The organism is Pseudoalteromonas sp. TAE79 (assembly GCF_000498015.1).
Taxonomy (GTDB): Bacteria; Pseudomonadota; Gammaproteobacteria; order Enterobacterales; family Alteromonadaceae; genus Pseudoalteromonas.
Genome location: NZ_AUTL01000208.1, coordinates 1 through 3,429, shown reverse-complemented (window position 1 = coordinate 3,429; position 3,429 = coordinate 1). Strand labels below are relative to the sequence as shown.

General features: G+C 40.3%; 3 protein-coding genes. 1 reads left to right on the top strand and 2 read right to left on the bottom strand.

What is annotated here, in order from left to right:
* Positions 1-245: 245 nt before the first annotated feature.
* Positions 246-749 (bottom strand): zf-TFIIB domain-containing protein, encoded by a 504-nt coding sequence (locus L655_RS0115450; protein WP_024605509.1) that lies wholly within the window; start codon positions 747-749, stop codon positions 246-248.
* A gap of 33 nt (positions 750-782) precedes the next feature.
* Complete coding sequence (locus tag L655_RS0115445) at positions 783-1,370, bottom strand: DUF4202 domain-containing protein (RefSeq protein WP_024605508.1); 588 nt, start codon at positions 1,368-1,370, stop codon at positions 783-785.
* Between the two features lie 216 nt (positions 1,371-1,586).
* Here L655_RS0115445 and L655_RS0115440 point away from each other — a divergent pair, with 216 nt between their 5' ends.
* The gene (locus L655_RS0115440; RefSeq protein ID WP_024605507.1) at positions 1,587-3,314 is read left to right on the top strand and encodes a DUF885 domain-containing protein; all 1,728 of its coding nucleotides are present in this window, start codon (positions 1,587-1,589) and stop codon (positions 3,312-3,314) included.
* Positions 3,315-3,429: the final 115 nt, after the last annotated feature.

The following is a 3,429-nucleotide window of genomic DNA, read 5'->3' as shown; positions in this document are numbered from 1 at the left end:
CTAAGTATAGGGCGTTGCGCTATTTTGCACGCTGACCCACCAATACTGCCGAAACAGGTTACGGTTAGTTGTGTACCTCTAACTTCTTATGGCTTCCTTCAGACCCCACCGTTGGCCAGTGACGCCCTTGCCATTCAGATTATCTTCCCCTTAGTCAGGGTGATAAGGCATCTTTCAGCCTATCGGGTTTGCCAGCTTCGCTGGGCAAACAAAAAACGGCGTACTTATTAGTACGCCGTTTTTTATTACTCAAAATTAAGTAATGCCAATTGCACCAGCCGTTCAACTGTGATGCCTTGAAAATTTGTAGGCGCTTTAGGATAATACTTTGATTTTGGCGGCTTAATAGTTATAAAACCATGATTGGTTGCCATTTCGTGGGCTAACAGCTTACGCTCTCGGGGTGTTAAATGGTTTTCGTGTATTTTTGCCAGCTCGCCACTATCAAGCCATATTCCTGCACAACCTGGGCATTCGTCTATTTCGACGGCCTTTACTGGCGAAAAATACCTGCGCATCATCACAATGTTTTTGCACTTTGGGCAATTAACTCGTAGCGATACATCGTATTCAGTCTCACTATAATTACTCAAATGTTTTAGCAATACTTGGCTATGCTTTAGCTCTGGAGAGCTAAATTTAAATATTTGGCTGTTATCAAAAAACACGCCACCTTGCGCTGAGGTGTAAACAGTGATCCCGCCAACAAGTAAAGGTTCAAGTGGCGTATCGCTACGAGGACAATACATTTAAAATTCCTTTTTATTTTATATTTTTATTATTTATTCAAGTGCTTTGTGAATAAGCCCAACAAGCGGCGCCGGTAGAGTAATATTACCTGTAAGTACAAACTCATGCGCTTCATCAGACATTTTTTGCCATGTACGGCGAATGATACCCATCCATTTTTCTTCATTATAATCTGGTTTTGCATTGGCAAACCCAAGCATGTAATGCTCAATAAACACCAAACTTGCTACATCTTCTACTAATTGGCTGTCTAGATTGCGCTTAATATCTTTTTTAGCAACAGCGTTATAAACACGGTTTTGGTCTGTATCGCTAAACCCAGCTTGTTTCATTAATTCAACGACTAGTGACGCATGAAAAATATAAAGGGCACTGCGCCATTGATGATAACCCTGTTTATTCATTTCAAAATCGCTACGTGGCGACTTCCAACGCTGAATATGCTGTGCACGCACTGCAATTTGCATGAGTTCATCGGCATCAGGTTTAAAGCGAGTTAGCATTTCGCTCATACGCTGTGAGTATAAATACTCTTTTGGAAAACTTTCTCCATTGTGTTGCTCAGTATTTGGGTCTTGGTTATTCGCTTCATCAATCAGCGTTATTACTTTATTAAACATGACGACCTTTATTATAATTAGTTTTTATCATTCTAAACGCTGATAAAACAATAAACTAGTGCCCCAATCAGTTATGAAGTGAAATTTGTTCAATCAAAAAGTAAAGCCTAGAGGCACAAGTTATAAAAGTAAGCGCATTGATTAAGTTAACTTGGTACTATATTGAGCACAAATTAAAATAAAAAAGCGCGACTAACTCGCCAATAACGGATGACTATGTTTAAAAAAAGTATTTTAGCTATTTGTTTAGCTGTTGCACCACTACCAAGCCTAGCCGACAGTAACACTGATTTAAAAACGATTATTGATAACCATTGGCAAAATGCAAAAGCCGAAAAAATATTCTTTCGTACCGATCCAGACGGCTGGAAACCCAGTGGTACATTGCCACATTGGACCGAGCAAGCCATTGCGAAGCGCCAAGCTTACAACAACAGTGTGTTAAAAAACTTAGCTAGTATTGACCCTAAAACGCTCAATAGCGAGCAGCTAATGAACTATCGTTTATTTAAATATGAGCGAGAAACAGAGCAGCAAAGCTACCTTTTTCAAGATAAGTATTTTCAAGTTAACTTTTTAAGTGGCTGGCATACTTACTTTGCCGAAGCACCGGCTAATATGGCGTTTTTAACGCCTGATGATTACAACGCATTTTTAGTAAGCCTTGCCGACTACCCTCGCTTTAATCAAGAAAACATTAACTTGATGAAAGAAGGTATTGAAAAGGGTTACACGCACTACTGCAAAACATTTGAAAATTACAGCCAGAGTATTAACGCTCATATTGTTAAGCAACCTGAAAACAGCGCCTTATACGAGCCCTTTACACGCATACCAAATACATTTACAGCAGAGCAAAAGGCAACATACCAAAACAAAGCAAAAGCCTTAATTAGCTCAAAAGTAGTTCCGGCTTATCAACACTTTTACGACTTTTTTGAAAACGATTACATGCCTAACTGTAGAGCGCAGCCGGGTATTTCAAGCGTTAAAGGCGGGCTTGAGTATTACAAATATACAGTTAATTACTACACCACAACCAATGCCACACCAAAGCAAATACACGAGCTTGGCTTAAAAGAAGTGGCACGTATAAAAACACAAATGCAAAACATCATTGATAAAGTAGGCTTTGATGGCTCTTACAGCGATTTTTTAGAATTTTTAGCAACCGACGAGCAATTTTACGCAACAGACGCGCAAGACCTGCTTGAAAAAACAGCCTTTATTACGCAAAAAATGTATGGCAAGTTACCAACCTATTTTAATCATTTACCACGTAATACCTTTACTATAAAAGGCTCAGCGAGTCGCGGCGCGTTTTATATGCCACCTGCTGATAACCGCTCCCCTGGCACTTACTTTTTAGCCTCAACACCTAAATTGCAACCTTTGTATAATTTAGAAGCGCTAAGCCTGCACGAGGCAATACCAGGGCACCATTTACAAAACGCTATTGCAATGGAGTTAGATGTACCCGAATTTAGACGCACACTTAGCCATTCAGCATTTGGTGAAGGCTGGGCACTTTACACCGAACGTTTAGGTAAAGAAGCCGGCTTTTATCAAGACCCATACAGCGACTTTGGTCGTTTAGGTTACGAAATGTGGCGTGCCGTGAGACTCGTTGTTGATACCGGTATTCATGCATTTGGCTGGAGCCGCCAAAAGGCAATTGACTACTTGGCAGATCACACTGCTTTGCCACAAAGCGCGGTCGAGGATCAAATAGATCGTTATATTTCATGGCCAGGCCAAGCGCTCTCTTACAAAATGGGCGAAATAAAAATACGCGAACTACGTGCAAAAGCCGAAAAAGAGCTAGGTGCTAAGTTTGATATACGCAGCTTTCACGACACCGTAATCGGCCAAGGGTCACTCCCTATGGAAGTGCTAGAAGATGTAATAAACGATTGGATAACAGAGCAAAAATCAGCTATTTAAATTTTAATAGAGACGGCTTACTTAGCCGTCTCTATTAGGGCGTGTTGATCTTTGTGGTATGAAAAACAAACAGCATGAAGATAAGGTATAATTGAATTCGCCAGAAAACTTTACA

Coding starts and splice junctions, on each gene's coding strand:
- L655_RS0115450 (WP_024605509.1), bottom strand. CDS start 749: ATGTATTGTCCTCGTAGCGATACGCCACTTGAACCTTTACTTGTTGGC.
- L655_RS0115445 (WP_024605508.1), bottom strand. CDS start 1,370: ATGTTTAATAAAGTAATAACGCTGATTGATGAAGCGAATAACCAAGAC.
- L655_RS0115440 (WP_024605507.1), top strand. CDS start 1,587: ATGTTTAAAAAAAGTATTTTAGCTATTTGTTTAGCTGTTGCACCACTA.